This is a genomic window from Mesorhizobium sp. B2-5-7, from assembly GCF_006440875.1.
GTDB lineage: Bacteria > Pseudomonadota > Alphaproteobacteria > Rhizobiales > Rhizobiaceae > Mesorhizobium > Mesorhizobium australicum.
This window is the reverse complement of the sequence record NZ_VFUO01000001.1, coordinates 335,891-351,887: the sequence shown is the minus strand read 5'-3', so window position 1 is coordinate 351,887 and position 15,997 is coordinate 335,891. Positions and strand designations below refer to the sequence as shown.

Here is a 15,997-nt window from a genome sequence, read left to right as displayed (position 1 = left end):
ATCTCCTGTTCGCGCCCGCGACTGGCGTCGTGCGCAATAAACTGTTCGGCGCGCCCCTATTCGGCGGGCACATGTTTGGTGGCGACGGCTTGCCCGGCCTTCTTGGCGCGGTATTCGCTGTAGGCGGCGATCAGCATGTCCTCGTCGCGGTATTGCGGCACCCAGCCGAGCTGCCGCCCGGCCTTGGACACGTCGAGCACGCAGTCCTCGTCGGCGATCAGATATTGCTCCGGATCCATGATCGGCATGTTGAAGAGGTCGAGCAGGTCGAGCGTGCGCTTGACCGCCCAGCCGGGGGTAGGCAGCAGGATCGACTTCGAGCCGGCATGCCGGATCAGGTCGCCAAGCAATTTCTTCACCGGCGGCGGATTGAGCGACCCGAGATTATAAGCCTCGTTGGGCACACCGGCCTTCCACGCGGCGCGCGCCGCCTCCGCGCAGTCGAACACCGAGATGAACTGATAAGGGTTGCGGCCCGAACCGATCATCGGCACTGGAAAGTTCCATTCGATCAGCTTGAACAGCTTTTCGAGGATGCCGAGGCGGCCGGGCCCGATGATCAGGCGCGGGCGAAACAGCGAGATCGACATGCCGCGCTTGCGCCATTCGCCGGCCAGTTCCTCGGTCTTCTGCTTCGACCAGCCATATTCGCCGAGCGGCGCGACCGGGTGCTCCTCGGTCATCGGCTGGGTGACGGTGTGACCATAGATCATGTCGGTCGTATAATGGACGAGCCTGGGGGCACCAGCCTTGTCCATGGCCTCCAGGATGTGCTCGGTGCCGTGGAAATTGACCGGAAAGAAGAAGTCGTGCCGCTTCGCCCGCACCTGGATCGGCGACAGCATCTTGGCCGACAAATTGTAGACCATGTCGTCGGCCTTCAGCCCGACCGCGGCAACCGAGCCTTGGTCGGTGACGTCGCACTTGATGAAGCGGACAGTGCGGTAATGCGCAAGGTCGCTCCTGACGATGTCGGCGACGACAACCTCTTCACCGTCGGCCACAAGCTTCGGCGCCAGGTGACGGCCAACAAAGCCGTCACCCCCGAAAATCACATGTCTCATCGAACGATCTCGTTTGCTTGTATCTTGTCGGGCGTGATGGAAGCGCTCTGGTCTTCATGCCCTCGCCCACTTTGCGCGATCAGCACCGTGCCGACGCAGATGCAGGCAATGCCGGCGATGCGCCAGCCATTCAGGTCTTCTCGGAAGACGAAATAGGCAAAGATCGCGACCGCGACGTAAGCCAGGCTCAGAAACGGATAGGCGAAGGAAAGCTCGACCTTGGAAAGCACGTAGAGGTGCGAGGCCATCGAAATGACGAAGGTGCACAGGCCAAGGAAGACCCAGGGGCTGAAGACGATCTGCAACAGCTTGATCAGCGGATTGGTGCCCTCGAATGAAATCGGTCCGAGCGACATCATGCCTTGCTTCAGCATCAGCTGCGCAGCAGCATTTGTCATAACCGTAAACAAAATGAAGACGATATATTTCATGTAGCCCGCCACCCTGTGATATCAGCTAATACAAATCTGAAAAGATTTCGTGAACCCACAAGACATTTTTGGGTAAACCTGGATGTTAAACCTTCGTAAACCACGATTCATTCTAAGTTTACCTATTCGGCTGCCTCTGCATCGCGCCGCGGCAGGTCGACAATCCCGGCCGTGCGCGCCCAGAAGTCGGACATGAAGGCGGGATCGCGCAGCGCTTCCAGCCTCGGCCACTCCGGGAACGAAGCAACGAAGGTTGCAGCACTCATGCGCGCATCCTTGTAAGGGTTGACCGCCCCACCAGCCGCGATCGTCATGCGGTCGAGTTCGTCGAGCAGGGCAAGTGTCGCCGCTCCCCTGTTGGGGAAGTCCAGCGTCAGCGTGTAACCCGGACGAGGGAACGACAGCAGCGCCGGCGAGCGGACCCCACCGAAGCGCTTCAAGACGGTGAGGAACGACCCCTGCCCGGCCTGCCTGGCCGCCGCGAGCAGTGCCGGCACGATTGCGCGCGCGGCCCCTTCCGGGACCACGCTCTGATGCTGGAACAGCCCCTTCGGTCCATAGAGCCTGTTCCAGTCGCGCACACCGTCGAGAGGGAAGAAGAAGCCCTGGTATTCGACCTGGCGCGGCACCTTGGCCTGCCCCTTTTTCCACCTGTAGGCGGCGTTGAAAGCGGTCAGGAACGGCCGGCTGAGCACGTTGAAAGGCGGCTGGAGCGGAACGGAGAATTTCGCGCTCGCACGCGCGGCCGCGTGCGAGCCGTGCTCGGCGTGGTTGCCGGTAAACAGTAGCCCCCGTCCGCTGTTGCGGCCACCGGCGAGCTGGTCGATCCAGGCGACGGCATATTCATTGGCCTGGTCCGCCGCTTCGGCAAGGTCGAAATATTCGCGGAGGTCGCGAAACCGCGTCGTCTTTTCCACGATATCGAGCGACGGAACCCGCATCAGCCGGATCGAAGCCGAGAGGATCAGGCCGGTGAGCCCCATGCCGCCGATGGTCGCTCGAAACAGGCGCGGATTGTCGGTCGCAGAGCAGCGATAGCTGTGTCCATCCGACCGAAGCAGCGTGAAACTTTCCACATGGCAACCGAACGTACCGCGCCGGTGATGGTTCTTGCCATGGACATCGTTGGCAATGGCGCCGCCGAGCGTGACGAATTGTGTGCCGGGCACCACCGCCGGGAAGAAGCCGTGAGGCGCGGCATATGCAATGACATCCGCGAGCAGCACCCCGGCATCCGCTTCGAGCAGACCGCTCTCGGCGTTGAAGCCGCGAATGCGGTTCAGGGGCCGCATGTCGATGACGGTGCCGAGCTGGTTCTGGCAGGAATCGCCGTAGGATCGGCCGTTGCCATAGGCAAGCAGCGACGCTTGCCTGGCCTGGCCGCCCTTCAGCAGCGCAATGGCGTCATCGGCGTGGATCGCCCTTGCCGCTGGCGGCGTGGCAAGGCCAAAGCTCTGGAAGCGTTCCGCCATGCCTACCAGCCTCCGATGACCAGCAGCACCGCGCCGATCGCCACCACGATCTGGCTGCGCCAGTCGCGAATGATGAAGACGACCGGGTCGTCGTGCATTTCGTCGCGGCGCGCCAGGATCCAGACACGCATGGTGAGATAAAGCACGATCGGCGCCAGCGGCCAGATCAGCCAGGGATGCGGATAGAGTTCGCGCACCGCGACGCTGTCCATGTAGAGCGCCAGCACCAGCGCCGAGGAGAACGCCGAAGCCATGCCGGCCTGGGCGACAATCTCCTGGTCTTCGGTGCGATAGCCGCGGCCGGCAATGCGTTCGCCGGGCGGAATGGCCGTGGTGCGCAATTCGACAAAGCGCTTCACCAGTGCCAGCGACAGGAAGAAGAAGATCGAGAAGGCGAGCAGCCAGAACGAGACGTCGACGCCCGTGGCGGCCGCGCCGGCCAGCACACGAATGGTGTAGAGGCCGGCAAGCGTCAGCACGTCGACCAGAAGCATGCGCTTGAACGACAGCGAATAGGCCGTGGTAACGACCATGTAGCCGCCGAGCACAGCCAGGAATTCAGGCGACAGGAACAGCCCGGTGCCGACGCCGATCGCCAGCAGCACCGCGATTGCGCCAAGGCCGAACGGAATAGACAGCGCACCGCTGGCGAACGGCCTGTTGCGCTTGGTCAGATGCTTGCGGTCGAGCGCAAGGTCGAAGAAATCATTGAGGATATAGATCGCCGACGCCACCGCGCTGAACGCGATGAACGCCAGCAGGCATTCCCAGATCATGTTGGAATTGAAATATTCGTGCGACAGCATCATCGGCACGGCGATCAGCGAATTCTTCAGCCACTGGTGGACGCGCAGCATCTTGACGATGGTCCGCAACGTCGGCTTGGGCGCCGGCATCGTTTCGGCGCCATGCGCCGCCTGCCAGCGCGCGGCATGACGGTCCGGGGCCACTACGATCGCGCTGCGTGCCGCGTCGAAGACCTGGAGGTCGTGGCGGCTGTTGCCGGCATAGTCGAAACCGGCATCGCCATAGGCCGCAAGGAGCGAGGCTCGCTTCTTTCCCGAAGTGAGATTGTCGAGACCCTCGGTGGCCAGTACCCGGTCGAAAATGCCGAGATGGACAGCAATGGCGTCGGCGAACTTGCGCGGCGTGCCGGTGGCCAGCACGAGCTTGCGGCCTTCGGCGTGCTCGGTGCGGAGCCGGTCGAGCAGGGGCGCCCGATAGGGCAGCGTGGCGGGGTCGATGTCGATGCGTTGGGCGATCGCCTGCTTCAGCCGCGCCGGTCCGCCGGCCGCCCAGAAAGGCACCAGGAAGAAATAGAGCGGGTTCTTCTTGAGGAGGATGAACAATCCTTCCCACAAAAGGTCCGTCGCGATCAGCGTGCCGTCGAGATCGACCGCAAGCGGTATTGCGTTCCTGTCCGACCGCGCGTCCATGCCCGTCCTGCCCTGCCAGCGTCTGATCCGGAAACCCGAACCCGTTGAGCGCCGTGTTTCGGCGTCTTGATGCTGGTATAGCGGGGGATCGCCTAGCGAACATTAAAACGTACGGTTGCAAAGGGCTGCCGCCGCGGCATTTCGATCGTCATTGTTAAACAACAGCTACCGGAAACAATAAAAGGCCGAGCAAACGCCCGGCCTTTCCAATCATCACACCGAGATTACTTGATGCGGGCGACGCCGCCTGAAATCTCGACGGTTTCCGAACCGGTCAGGGCTTCAAGGTCGCCATTGGGCAAGGTGACAAAACAGCCGCTCTGGCAGAACTCGACGGTTTCACCGCCGGCCAGCGCAAGCTCGGTCTTGCTGCCGCCCTCGGTCACGACCAGCGTGCGCGTCTCGGCGTCCTTGTTGACCGCGCTGGCGGCATGGGCCGAGCCGCTCACGGCGAGCAAGGCCACGGCAGCGACGAGAGACTTCCACATTTGCAATATCGGTGTTCCCACCGCCTCTGTTGCATTTCCACAAGGCATTCTCGCCTTTGCATGGGAGCTTATATGAGATGGAAGCTGAACCGCAACTGAATGCCGCATTCATGCCGCAATTGGCATGCCGACATGCAATCTCCAATCTAATCCGGATCTGGCTTGCGTGTCTTGCGGCTTGATTTGGCCTGACGCTTTGCGTCCGCCTCGGCTTGTGCCTTGGCCTCTTCCCGTTCGGCGAAATCGACCTCGATCTTGTCGTCGTCGGTCGGCCATGCCACGTGCTTCTTGGCCTCGACGACCGCGCGCGGCGTGGACGGGATTTCGATGTGCTGGTCGTCGAATCTTTCCAGCACGGTGAAGCGGACGTCGTTCTGCACGATGTTGCCGTTCATCACATCGGCCAGGAACACGCGGATCTCGAATTCGAGCGCGGCGGGTCCAAAATTGGAAAACAAGACGAAAGGCTCGGGGTTCTTCAGCACCAGCGGATGGTTGCGCGCGATATCCAGCAGCACCGCGTGGACCTGCTTGACGTCGCTGCCATAGGCGACGCCCACCTTGATGTCGATGCGGCCGAGCTTGTTGCGGTGCGTCCAGTTGCCGACGGCGTTGTTGATCAGGTTCGAATTGGGCAGGATCACCGACTGCCGCTGAAAAGTCTCGATCTCCGTGGCACGCACGCTGATCTTCTTGACCGTGCCGCTGACGTCGCCGGCCACAATCCAGTCGCCGACCTTGAACGGCCGCTCGGCCAGAAGGATCAGGCCGGAGACGAAATTCGACACCACATTCTGCAGGCCAAAGCCGATACCGAGGGAAAGCGCACCCGCGACCAGCGCCAGGCTGGAGAGGTCGATGCCGGCCGCAGAGATGCCGACCAGCGCGGCGAGCGCAACGCCGGCATAGCCGACCGCCAGCCGGATCGAGTTGCGCACTCCGGTGTCGACCTTGCCGCGCGCCATGACCGAGCCGTCGAGCCAGCCCTGGAACCAGCGCGTCAGGAAATAGCCGATAACGAAGACGACGATGCCCGACAGGATGCCAGTGACCGAAATGGTCACCGAACCGATATTGATTCCGGTTGCGAGCTTGTACGCCCACGCCTCGATATCGCCGAGCTGGAAGCCCCACATCAAAAGGATCAACGGCAGAAACACCAGCACGATCATCACGTTGATGGCGATGCTGACGACAAGACCGAGCTGGTCGAGTGCGGTATCTTCATAGCTGGAATTGGCCGATAGCCAACGCCCGACCGAGGTGTTGGCGAAAGCGCCCTCCTCGCCGATCGCCTGCGCCGACAGGAAACCGATATAGGCCGTTATCAGCGCGGTGCCGGTGACCACGACCTGCAGCGAGACGAACAGGGCAAGGCCGATATAACCGAGCAGCGCCGCGATGATGGTGAAAAGCCCCAGCCCGAGCGAGGTGTAGCGCAGCCAGGCCGGCCACGGGCGCCAGCTTCCGTCACGCGCCCTGAACGGCCTCAGCATCGCCATCAGGATCAGGATGACGCCGACGATGATGGTGGCGACGAAACTGCGCGCGATGGTCAGCGACAGCGGCGACCCCATCTTGTCGTTGACGACCGACAGGAAGGTGTTGAAGCTGATGACCACGGCCATGGCGGTGGTCAGGCGGACCAGCCAGCGCGCCGGCACGGTTTCGACGGGGATGAGTCGCCAGTTGGGCAAACGCGGCTCGAGTGCCGCGTTGGTCAGCCGATTGACACAGAACACCACGCCGATGACGGTGGCCAACGCATTGAGGAAGAGGCCGATATCGCCGCGCAACACGTTGTAATAATTGAAAAAGAAGATCGTCGAGCCGAGAAAGGCGGCGACCGCCAGCGTCGGCAGCAAGGTCGACCAGAAGGCCACCGACAGGCGGCTGAGATAGGATGGGTCCTCATTGGTTGGATCGGCCTCGAACACCCGTCCGAACAGGCGCCTCCCGCCGACCAGCAGCACCAGCGCCAGGCCGAGCGCCACGAAGGTCGCCGCCAGGATAGCCTGGAACTTGAACTTGATGGCGAAGCTCAGCCAGGACGACACCGCCTTGTAGAAATTGCCGAACTCGTCGCGCGCATCGGAAAACACCTGCGGGCTCAACGCGTCCGAGAGCACGTAGCGCTTGGTGAGGAGATTGCGGAACAGCGCGCTGCGCATGTTGCCGATCTTGTCGATCAGCCCGCTGATGCGGATCGACAAGGATTGAGCTTGCGCGATGACCGCGTTGATCTCGGCCTTTTCGGACGTCAGCCCCTCGCGTTCGGCGCTGACGATGTCGGGCTCAGCCGGTTGGCCGGCGGCGGGTGGCGGCCCGAGCTGTTCGAGCCTGCTGTTGATTTCGCCCAGGCGTGTGCGGAACGCCAGCGCGCTGGTCAGCGATTGCCGTGACAATTCCTCGAGTTGCAGGCGGATGTCGACAAGGTTGCTGTCGTCCTCGCCATCCTGCTGTATCTGCTTCTCGAAATTATCGGTCTTGATCGTCAGGCCTTGAATGATCTTTTGCTGATCGGCGACCAGTCCGGCGGGCGCCTGGCCAACGCCTTGCGCCGCCGCCTCGAACGACAGCGGCGCCGAAACGACAAGCGCCAGGACCAGGATGAGGCGAAGCAATCGAAAAAACATGATGGATTGGCGACTCGCGGGCGGCAAAGGCATTCAAAAAGCCTGTCCTTGATAAAGACGGCCATATCATGGGGCAAGTCACCGCGACGATCGCGCTCATCGAGCGTCGGCCAGTCGAAAGGCGATGGCGCAATATTGGCTTTGTATCAGCCCCCTGCTCTATAGTCTGCCCCATCGCCCGCAACGGACATCATACACATGGCAGAGTACTCGGCCCTTTCGCTGCTCGCGAACGCGCTCAAGGGAAACAAGGACTGGAAGCCGGCCTGGCGCAAGCCGGATCCGAAGGCATCCTACGACGTCATCATCATCGGCGGCGGCGGGCATGGACTGGCGACCGCATACTATCTAGCCAAGGAACACGGCATCACCAATGTCGCGGTGCTGGAGAAAGGCTGGCTGGGCTCCGGCAATGTCGGCCGCAACACAACGGCCGTTCGTTCGAATTATCTGCTGCCCGCCAACACCCGCTTCTACGAACATTCGATGAAGCTGTGGGAAAACCTGTCGCACGAGCTCAATTACAACGTCATGTTCTCGCAGCGCGGCTGCCTCAACCTGGCGCACACGCCGGCTCAGTTCGACGACTACGCAAGACGCGGCAACGCGATGCGCCATCTCGGCGTCGATGCGGAATTGATGACACCAGCCGAGATCAAGCGCTTGATCCCGGCGCTCGACATCTCCGACGGTGCACGCTTTCCCGTGGTCGGCGGCCTGATGCAGCGGCGGGCCGGCACCGCCCGGCACGACGCTGTCGCGTGGGGCTATGCCCGCGGCGCCGACCGGCGCGGCGTCGACATTATCGAGAATTGCGAGGTCACCGGCTTCCTGCGCGAGGGCGACCGGGTTACCGGCGTTGCCACCTCGCGCGGCGATATTAGGGCCAAGAAGATCGCGGTCGCGGTGGCTGGCAGCACCGGACGGGTCATGCAACTGGCCGGCGTCGAGACGATGCCGATCGAAAGCCATGTGCTGCAGGCCTTCGTCACCGAATCGCTGAAACCCTTCATCGACACGGTCGTGACCTTCGGCATGGGCCATTTCTACATGTCGCAGTCCGACAAGGGCGGCCTTGTCTATGGCGGCGACATCGACGGTTACAACAGCTACGCCCAGCGCGGAAATCTGCCCATCGTCGACGAGGTGATGAGCGAGATGCTGGCCCTTTTCCCGGGCCTTGCGCGTGTGCGCATGCTGCGCTCCTGGGGCGGCGTCTGCGACATGTCGATGGACGGCTCGCCGATCATCACCATGGGCCCCCTGCCCGGCATGTATCTCAATTGCGGCTGGTGCTATGGCGGCTTCAAGGCGACGCCCGCTTCCGGCTGGTGCTTTGCCTGGACCATCGCCAAGGATCAGCCTCACGATTTCAACGCCCCCTTCACGCTGGACCGCTTTCATCGCGGGCTGGTGATCGACGACAAGGGCCAGGGTGCAAACCCGAGGCTCCACTAGACAAGGCTTCATTAGGAACATTCCGTGCTGATCACTTGCCCCTATTGCGGCCCGCGCGATGTCATTGAGTTCACCTATCAGGGTGACGGCAACCGCGAACGTCCCGACCCCGCCTCGCAGAATTTCGAGGCCTGGAATGCCTATGTCTACGACCGGCTGAACCCGGCCGGCGACCACAACGAGATCTGGCAGCATTCCGGCGGCTGCCGGGCTCACCTGAGGGTGGTGCGCAACACGCTGACGCATGAGATTTCCAGTGTCGCCTTCGCGCGCGGCGATCACAGCTCGGCCGCGCGCCGCAAGGCGGAGGACAAGCCATGAGCCCGCGCCGCACCGACACCGGCGGCCGCATAGACCGGCTGAAGACGATCCGCTTCACCTTCGACGGCGTTGCCTATGCCGGGCATGGCGGCGACACGCTGGCGTCCGCGCTGCTGGCCAATGGCGTCACCCTGTTCGGGCGTTCTTTCAAATACCATCGGCCGCGCGGCCTGCTGAGCGCCGGCGTCGAGGAGCCCAACGCGCTGGTCACGGTGCTGAAGGGCGAGGTGCGCGAACCCAACATCCCGGCGACCATGGTCGAGATCCATGACGGGCTGGTCGCCGTCAGCCAGAACCGTTTCCCCTCGCTTGCCTTCGACATCCATGCCGTCAACCAGTTCGGCGGAAAACTGCTGTCGGCCGGGTTTTACTACAAGACCTTCATGGGACCGGTTGTCGGCCCGCTGAAAGGCACGCGCTTCTGGATGTTCTGCGAGCATTTCATCCGCCGCGCCGCCGGCCTCGGCAGCGCCGGATCGGCGAAGGACCCGGCCCGCTACGAGCGCATGAACGCCTTTTGCGACGTGCTTGTGGTCGGCTCAGGACCGGCCGGCCTGATGGCCGCCAAGGCAGCCGCCGATCAGGGCGCCCGCGTCATCCTGGCCGATCTCGAGCCGCGCTTCGGCGGTTCGGCCAACTGGTCCGGCGAAACCATCGATGGCGCACCCGCCGCTGATTGGGTGCGGCGCACCGTGGCCCAGCTTGAGGCGCGAGACAATGTCCGGCTTCTGCCGCGCACCACCGTCTGGGGCTACTACGACAACAATACGCTTGCCGCGCTCGAGCGGGTCAGCGACCACAAGGCGCAGCCCGCCAAGGGGGAGCCGCGCCATCGCTACTGGGCGATCCGCACCGGATCCGTCGTGCTGGCCACCGGCGCCTTCGAAAGGCCGCTGGTGTTTCCCGGCAATGACCGGCCCGGCGTGATGCTGGCGCATGCGGCGGAGCGCTACGCCAACGAATTCGGCGTGCTGCCGGGGCAGCGGATCGTGCTGTTCACCAACAATGACAGCGCCTACCGCTCGGCGCTGGCGCTGAAGCAGGCCGGTGCGGCGGTCGTTGCCATCGTCGACGTGCGCCCGCAACCATCCGCCGAGATGGGCGCCCTGGCCGGCGAAGCCGAGGCGGAACTGCTTTCCGGCCATGCGGTGGTCGCCACGGAAGGCGGCAAAGCCTTGTCCGGCCTCAAGGTTCAGCGCTTCGACATGGTCGCGGGTACGCTGAGCGGTGATGCGCGCAGCATCCATGCCGATTGCCTGCTGATGTCCGGCGGCTGGTCGCCGACCATCCATCTGGCCAGCCAGGCCGGCGCCAAGGCTGAATGGAACGCGGCCCGGCAGGCCTTCCTGCCGCCCAAGCCGACGCAAAGCTGGATCGGCGCCGGCGCGTTCACCGGCAGCTTTTCGACGGGAGAGGCAATAGCTGAAGGGCGCGCCGCAGGCCTTGCCGCGAGTGGCGGCACCGCCACGCCGACGGCGCTGCCCACTGTCGAGGCAGCTCCCGGAGATCCAGATCCCGCGCCTGTGTTCGAAATCAAGGGCAGCGGCAAGAGCTTCGTCGACTTCCAGCACGACGTCACGGCGGAGGATGTCCGCCTGGCGCATCGCGAAGGCTTCGTCTCGGTCGAGCACCTGAAGCGCTACACCACACTCGGCATGGCCACCGACCAGGGCAAGAGCTCCAACGTTCCCGGCCTCGCCATCATGGCGGAAGCGCTGGGCAAGCCGATCCCGGAGGTCGGCACGACCCGCTTCCGGCCACCTTTCGCGCCGGTGTCGATCGGCTCGCTGGCAGCGGAGCGCTTCGGCGATCTCAAGCCCGAGCGGCTGACCCCGATGCATGACTGGCATGTCGACAATGGCGCGACCATGTACTCCGCCGGCCTCTGGTACCGGCCGATGATCTACGGGCTTTCGGGCGAAACCGTCGAACAGGCCTATGTGCGCGAAGCCAAGGCGACGCGCGAAAGCGCGGGCATCGTCGATGTCTCGACGCTGGGCAAGATCGCCGTGCAGGGTCCCGACGCCGCCGCATTCCTCGACCGTGTCTACACCAACATGTTCTCGACGCTCGCCGTCGGCAAGGCGCGCTACGGGCTGATGCTGCGCGAGGACGGCTTTGCCTTCGACGACGGCACCACATGGCGGCTGGGCGAACAGGATTTCCTGATGACCACCACCACGGCCAATGCCGGCAAGGTGATGCAGCATCTGGAATATTTCCTCGATGTGATCTGGCCGGAACTCAAGGTCCACGTCACCTCGGTGACCGACGAATGGGCGGGAGCCGCCATCGGCGGCCCGAAAGCGCGGCAGATTTTGGCAGCCTGCGTCACCGGCACTGCCGTGGACAACGCCACCTTGCCCTTCATGGGCATCGTGCACGGCGAGATCGCAGGCGTTCCGGTGATGATTTGCCGGCTTTCCTTCTCCGGCGAAATGGCCTTCGAAGTCTATTCCGGCGCCGGCCATGGCACCCACGTCTGGGAAGCACTGGTCGAGGCCGGTAAGCCGTTCGGGCTGGTTACCTACGGCCTCGAGGCGCTGGGCACGATGCGCATCGAGAAAGGCCATGTCACCGGCGCCGAGATTGATGGCCGCACCACGGCGCGCGACCTGCATCTCGACTGGATGCTGTCGAAGAAGAAGCCGTTCATCGGCTCCGCGATGATGGATCGGGAAGGTCTCGCCGCGTCCGAGCGGCTGGAACTGGTCGGCCTGATCGCGCTCGACAACCGGCCGCTCAATGGCGGCGCGCACATTGTCGAGGACGTCGATGAAGCCAATCCGCACGGCTCGATCGGGCACATCACCGCCTGCTGCTATTCGCCGGCGCTCGGCAAGCATATCGCGCTGGCGCTGGTCAAGGGCGGCAAGGCCAGGCACGGCACGCGTGCGCATGTCTCCGATCCCTTGCGCAACCGCTTCGGGCCCGTGGAGATCGTCTCCAACCACTTCTACGATCCGGAAGGGACCCGCATGCATGGCTGAGCGTCAATCGCCCCTCGAGCCGGAGTTCCATGTCGGCTCGCACGGCAATTTCGAACATGGCGTCGAGATCCTGCTCACCGAAACCAGGCCGGGCTCGATCGTGCAACTCGCGGCATGGCCAGGCGAGGAGAAGAAACTGATGGAGGCCATCCGCACCGTCACCGGGCTTGCTCTGCCCGATGGCGCCGGCGGCGGCTCGAGCGACGGCGCGAAAGCGGCATTCGGCTTCGCGCCGGGAAAACTCACGGTGACCGATGAAGCCGAAGGACTGGCCCTGGCGTTGACCAAGGCGGTGACGCCGGCCATCGGCACGGTGACGGACCTGTCGCATGGCCGCACCGCGATCCGCATTGCCGGGCCGAAAGCCGAATGGGTGCTGTCGAAATTCTTCGCCATCGACTTCGCCTTGCCTGCCTTTCCGGTCGGCGCCGGTCGCTCGACAACCCATCACGATGTCTTCGCCCAGATTCAGCGCACCGGCACCGACCAGTTCGACATCTATGTCTTTCGCTCCTTCGCGCGCTCGTTCTGGAAGGCGCTCTGCCACGCCAGCGAGGAAGTCGGCTACGAGGTGCAGTAGGCATGCGAGCTTAGAGCCGCGGCCTCTGGCCTCAATGCCGGCTGGTTCTGCCGCTAGAGAATCCTGCCGAAGGCGCCCAAGGTGGAAACGTGGTCGTCCAACCGGCCCGAGGGGTGAAAATCCCGGTTTAGAGTCGGCATATTTGGTTCGAACATCCCCATGACCGCTGAACTATCCACCGGCGCCACCGATCGCGCCGATGTGCCGGCCAGAGCCCTGCTCCTGCTGCCGCTGACAGTCGCCTGCGGCGTGTTCATGACCAGCCTCGACCAGAATGTCGTGGTGACGGCGCTGCCGGGCATCAGCGAAAGCCTTGGCCGTCCGCCCAGCCAGCTCGGCCTGCTGATCACCGTCTACGTCGCCAGCCTGATCATCTCGATGCCGCTCGGCGGTTGGGCGGCCGACCGTTTCGGCCTGCGCAACGTCTATTGCTTTGCCTTGCTGGTGTTTGCCGCTTCTTCGGCCATGTGCGGGCTCTCGAACGACCTCTGGATGCTGGTTAGCGCCCGCGCGCTGCAGGGCTTCGGGGGCGCGCTGATGGGAACGCTCGGCCAGGTCGTCATCCTGTCGACCTTCCCGCGCAGCCGGACCTTGAAGATCAACATGTACATCTCGCTGGCCGGCCAGTCCGGACCGCTGGTCGGTCCGCTCGTCGGCGGCGCGCTGACCACCTACATCTCCTGGCGCTGGATCTTCTTCATCAACGTGCCGTTCGCGCTCGCGGCCGCAATTCTTGCCGCCTCGCTGTTCCCGACAATGACCAAGCCGGTGCGCACGCGGTTCGATTTTCCAGGCTTTTTGCTGGTCGGCAGCGGCATGGTGCTGCTGGTCTTCGGTATGGACTCGCTGGCGGCGAAAGACGCCGCCGGCGGCATCATCGCGGCCGAGCTTGCGCTGGCGCTCATCATCCTGACGGCCGCCTCCCTCTACTGCCTGCGCGTGCGCAATCCGCTGCTCGATCTCAAGCTCCTGCGCATCCGCACCTTCCGCATCTCGTTTCTTACCGGCGGCGGCCTGGACACGATCGGCCTCAGCTCCGTCGTCTTCCTGCTGCCGCTGATGTTCCAGCTCGGCTTCGGCATGAGCGCGGTGCAGGCGGGATCGCTGACCTTCGTGGCGGCGGTCGGTTCGGTGGGTATGCGCATCTTCATGCCACGCCTCCTCAACCGTTTCGGTTTTCGCCGCGTGCTGGTCTTGAACACGCCCGTGGTTGCCGCCATGGTCGCGGGCTTCGCCTTGGTGCAGGCAACGACCCCGGTGTGGATCACGCTCACCTACATCTTCGTCTTCGGCGTCTTCCGCTCGGTGCAATGGGCCTCAACCGGCAACCTTGCCTATTCCGACATCGCGCCCGAACAGCTCGCCCGCTTCAGCGCGCTCTATTATATCCTGTGGCAACTGGCGGTCGCCATCAGCGTCGGGCTGGCGGCTGCGATGCTGTCGTTTCTCGCCGGCGGCGGGCCGGCCGTCGCCAGCGACTTCCGGATCCTGTTCGTGATCGAAGGCGTCATCACGCTCTGCGCACTATCCGCCTATCTCAAGCTGACGCCGCAGGACGGCGCCCATGTCAGTGGCCACGGCGCCCACATGAACACGGAATAGCGGCTTGCGCCGGATGCAGCCTATTCGCTGAACGTCACCCATTCAACGAGCGGCTCACGCTCGGTGCGGAAGGCGTTCTCGGGCTTGGATGTGTCTTCATAGCCGAGCGCCATGCCGCAGACGACGATCTCCTCGTCGGGGATGCCGAGCACCGGCCGGATCTGCCGGTGATAGGGCGCGAAGGCCGCTTGCGGACAGGTATGCAGACCCCTGCCCCGCGCCGCGACCATGATGTTTTGCAGGAACATGCCGTAATCGATCCACGAACCCTGGTTAAGCCGACGGTCGATGGTGAAGATCATGCCGACCGGAGCGTCGAAAAAAACGAAGTTGCGGTCGTGCTGGGCGCGCATCTTGTCGACTTCCCTACGGCCTATGCCGAGCGCGCCATAGAGGCCGAACCCGTTGGCCCGGCGGCGGGTGAGATAAGGCTCGAAGAACTGGGTGGGATAATAGCGATATTCGTCCCATTCGGCTTTTTCCGCGCGGATTCCGGAATTCATGATGGCATCCGTGATCCGCTGCTTGCTCCCGCCCTTGGTAACGTAGACGCGCCACGGCTGCATGTTGGTGCCGGAAGGAGCGCGCGCCGCAACAGTCAGTATGTCACGGATCGTCTCGTCGTCGATCATGTCGGGCAGAAATGCGCGCACCGAACGGCGCGACATGATCGCATCGTCGACGATTTCGGCGTCAACCGCGATTCGAGCCTTCTTTTCCAGCATGGGCCGTCCCTTAGCCGTGTTCTCGATCGGACGTCCCCACTCGCCGCTCGCGGCGGAGGCTTTGCATGAACCGTCAAAATCCTGCAAGCAAATCTTGAGCATTGGTGAAAATCTACTTGATTTTTTCATGAGCTTCATTTCTCATGAAATTCGACTGAAAATTTTCATGAAGTGAGCGATTTGGCCTCCCCTACCGCACGAACATTGCAGGGACCTGGCGAACGAGTGCTGGCCGGCGACATCAGGGCGTTGCGCCGGGTGCGCGGGCTTACGCTGGCCGAGATCGCGCTGAAGCTGGGCCGTTCGGTCGGCTGGGTCAGCCAGGTCGAGCGCGGTCTGTCGACGCCGTCGCTCAGCGATCTCAGGGCCTTCGCCGAGTTGTTCGGCGTGCCGATCAGCCTCTTCTTCAGCCATGACGTGCCCGTGGAAAGCGAGCGCGGCGTCGTGGTGCGCGCCGGCAAGCGCCGCACGCTTGGCACCAGCGAATCCGGCCTCGTGGAGGAGCTTCTGTCACCGGACCTCGGTGGTACTTTCGAGATGGTGCGGTCTGTCTTCGCGCCGGGCGCGGAGTTGAAGAACGAGGCCCGCCGGCCGACCGAGGAGGCCGGATACATCGCGTCTGGGCAGTTCGACATAGAGATTGCGGGCGTCTGGCACCGGCTTGGCGAAGGCGACTCCTTCCGCTTCGAAGGCAAGCCTTACCGCTGGCGCAATCCAGGCAGCGAACCGGCGGTTGTCATCTGGGTGGTTTCGCCACCGGTCTATTGATGCATGTCGCCGACGACATGCATCCA

At 63.5% G+C, this 15,997-nt stretch carries 13 protein-coding genes; 6 read left to right on the top strand and 7 right to left on the bottom strand.

All coding sequences use genetic code 11. The annotated features are described in order from the left end of the window. Positions 1-56: 56 nt before the first annotated feature. The 6 genes from FJ543_RS01675 to FJ543_RS01650 form a co-directional block, all read right to left on the bottom strand. Positions 57-1,064: an NAD(P)-dependent oxidoreductase gene (locus FJ543_RS01675; RefSeq protein WP_140873515.1), complete on the bottom strand. Its 1,008-nt coding sequence runs from the start codon at positions 1,062-1,064 to the stop codon at positions 57-59. Then, positions 1,061-1,495, bottom strand: coding sequence for an EamA family transporter (locus FJ543_RS01670; protein WP_015317404.1), 435 nt, complete (start codon positions 1,493-1,495; stop codon positions 1,061-1,063). The genes FJ543_RS01675 and FJ543_RS01670 overlap by 4 nt, the downstream gene beginning before the upstream one ends. A gap of 122 nt (positions 1,496-1,617) precedes the next feature. Continuing rightward, on the bottom strand, positions 1,618-2,967 hold the full coding sequence (locus FJ543_RS01665; protein ID WP_140873513.1) for an FAD-binding oxidoreductase: 1,350 nt from the start codon (positions 2,965-2,967) through the stop codon (positions 1,618-1,620). Positions 2,968-2,969: 2 nt separating this feature from the next. Continuing rightward, positions 2,970-4,403, bottom strand: a complete 1,434-nt coding sequence (locus FJ543_RS01660) for a UbiA family prenyltransferase (RefSeq protein ID WP_140873511.1) — start codon at positions 4,401-4,403, stop codon at positions 2,970-2,972. A 224-nt stretch (positions 4,404-4,627) separates the two neighbouring features. After that, entirely contained in the window at positions 4,628-4,891 is a 264-nt protein-coding gene (locus FJ543_RS01655; RefSeq protein ID WP_015317401.1) for a hypothetical protein, read from the bottom strand. 146 nt (positions 4,892-5,037) lie between these two features. Beyond that, the gene (locus FJ543_RS01650) at positions 5,038-7,527 is read right to left on the bottom strand and encodes a mechanosensitive ion channel family protein (RefSeq protein WP_140873509.1); all 2,490 of its coding nucleotides are present in this window, start codon (positions 7,525-7,527) and stop codon (positions 5,038-5,040) included. Positions 7,528-7,725: 198 nt separating this feature from the next. On the opposite strand from FJ543_RS01650, the gene FJ543_RS01645 reads away from it, so the two are divergent. The 5 genes from FJ543_RS01645 (at position 7,726) to FJ543_RS01625 (ending at position 14,478) form a co-directional block, all read left to right on the top strand. Beyond that, entirely contained in the window at positions 7,726-8,985 is a 1,260-nt protein-coding gene (locus tag FJ543_RS01645) for a sarcosine oxidase subunit beta (protein WP_140793634.1), read from the top strand. A gap of 24 nt (positions 8,986-9,009) precedes the next feature. Further along, positions 9,010-9,306, top strand: a complete 297-nt coding sequence (locus tag FJ543_RS01640) for a sarcosine oxidase subunit delta (protein ID WP_015317398.1) — start codon at positions 9,010-9,012, stop codon at positions 9,304-9,306. Next, positions 9,303-12,296 (top strand): sarcosine oxidase subunit alpha, encoded by a 2,994-nt coding sequence (locus FJ543_RS01635; protein WP_140873507.1) that lies wholly within the window; start codon positions 9,303-9,305, stop codon positions 12,294-12,296. Before FJ543_RS01640 ends, FJ543_RS01635 begins: the two co-directional genes overlap by 4 nt. Next, positions 12,289-12,876, top strand: a complete 588-nt coding sequence (locus FJ543_RS01630) for a sarcosine oxidase subunit gamma (protein WP_140873505.1) — start codon at positions 12,289-12,291, stop codon at positions 12,874-12,876. The genes FJ543_RS01635 and FJ543_RS01630 overlap by 8 nt, the downstream gene beginning before the upstream one ends. 159 nt (positions 12,877-13,035) lie before the next feature. Next, complete coding sequence (locus FJ543_RS01625) at positions 13,036-14,478, top strand: MFS transporter (protein ID WP_140615885.1); 1,443 nt, start codon at positions 13,036-13,038, stop codon at positions 14,476-14,478. A 20-nt stretch (positions 14,479-14,498) separates the two neighbouring features. Here the strand turns inward: FJ543_RS01625 and FJ543_RS01620 are convergent, their stop codons facing one another. Beyond that, a complete protein-coding gene (locus tag FJ543_RS01620) occupies positions 14,499-15,203 on the bottom strand; it encodes a nitroreductase (protein ID WP_181173895.1) in 705 nt (234 codons plus the stop codon). Between the two features lie 225 nt (positions 15,204-15,428). Here FJ543_RS01620 and FJ543_RS01615 point away from each other — a divergent pair, with 225 nt between their 5' ends. Further along, complete coding sequence (locus FJ543_RS01615; RefSeq protein ID WP_023769828.1) at positions 15,429-15,971, top strand: XRE family transcriptional regulator; 543 nt, start codon at positions 15,429-15,431, stop codon at positions 15,969-15,971. Positions 15,972-15,997 lie beyond the last annotated feature (26 nt).

Excerpts from the sequence above, each read along its gene's own strand:
- FJ543_RS01620 (WP_181173895.1), bottom strand. The coding sequence starts at position 15,203 with ATGCTGGAAAAGAAGGCTCGAATCGCGGTTGACGCCGAAATCGTCGAC.
- FJ543_RS01635 (WP_140873507.1), top strand. The coding sequence starts at position 9,303 with ATGAGCCCGCGCCGCACCGACACCGGCGGCCGCATAGACCGGCTGAAG.
- FJ543_RS01675 (WP_140873515.1), bottom strand. The coding sequence starts at position 1,064 with ATGAGACATGTGATTTTCGGGGGTGACGGCTTTGTTGGCCGTCACCTG.
- FJ543_RS01670 (WP_015317404.1), bottom strand. The coding sequence starts at position 1,495 with ATGAAATATATCGTCTTCATTTTGTTTACGGTTATGACAAATGCTGCT.
- FJ543_RS01625 (WP_140615885.1), top strand. The coding sequence starts at position 13,036 with ATGACCGCTGAACTATCCACCGGCGCCACCGATCGCGCCGATGTGCCG.
- FJ543_RS01665 (WP_140873513.1), bottom strand. The coding sequence starts at position 2,967 with ATGGCGGAACGCTTCCAGAGCTTTGGCCTTGCCACGCCGCCAGCGGCA.
- FJ543_RS01650 (WP_140873509.1), bottom strand. The coding sequence starts at position 7,527 with ATGTTTTTTCGATTGCTTCGCCTCATCCTGGTCCTGGCGCTTGTCGTT.
- FJ543_RS01655 (WP_015317401.1), bottom strand. The coding sequence starts at position 4,891 with ATGTGGAAGTCTCTCGTCGCTGCCGTGGCCTTGCTCGCCGTGAGCGGC.
- FJ543_RS01630 (WP_140873505.1), top strand. The coding sequence starts at position 12,289 with ATGGCTGAGCGTCAATCGCCCCTCGAGCCGGAGTTCCATGTCGGCTCG.
- FJ543_RS01660 (WP_140873511.1), bottom strand. The coding sequence starts at position 4,403 with ATGGACGCGCGGTCGGACAGGAACGCAATACCGCTTGCGGTCGATCTC.
- FJ543_RS01645 (WP_140793634.1), top strand. The coding sequence starts at position 7,726 with ATGGCAGAGTACTCGGCCCTTTCGCTGCTCGCGAACGCGCTCAAGGGA.